This is a genomic window from Polaromonas sp. P1_G2, from assembly GCF_056405515.1.
On record NZ_JBFUBY010001165.1, the window covers coordinates 1 to 449 of the forward strand.

General features: G+C 61.2%; 1 protein-coding gene. It reads left to right on the forward strand.

Going from position 1 to position 449, the window contains the following annotated elements:
• Positions 1-449, forward strand: a 449-nt coding sequence (locus AC1D0P_RS29580) for a bacteriorhodopsin (protein ID WP_477679989.1), incomplete at both ends; no start/stop codon positions are given.

Below are 449 nucleotides of genomic sequence, written 5' to 3' on the forward strand. Positions count from 1 at the left end.
CGATTATGTCGGGGCGACCTCGCTATGGCTGACGGCGCATAAGACGAGCGGCGGCATCCGCTTTTCCGCCTGGTTCACAGTGCATCCGCTGCAGGTCGCGGCCATCTATTTCTTCGTCTCAGCCCTCGGCAAGGTGCCGGTCGGCGTCTTCTGGCGGATGACGGCGGCAGCCCTTCTGATGGTGTTCTCGCGTTATCTCGGCGATGYCGGCTTCTTCAACGGCACACTTGGCGTGCTGCTCTCGATCGGCTTCTGGCTCTATATCCTCGGCGAAATGTATTTTGGTGCCATGGCCGATATCGTGCGCAAGGCGAGCCGCCCGGTGCGGCTCGGATATTTCTGGATCCGCCTGATCCTGACGATCGGCTGGGCCATCTATCCGATCCTGCACTTCGTCGACGTTGTCATTGGGGCAGGGCAGGTCTCCGGCGTCGTTGCCCTCTATACGC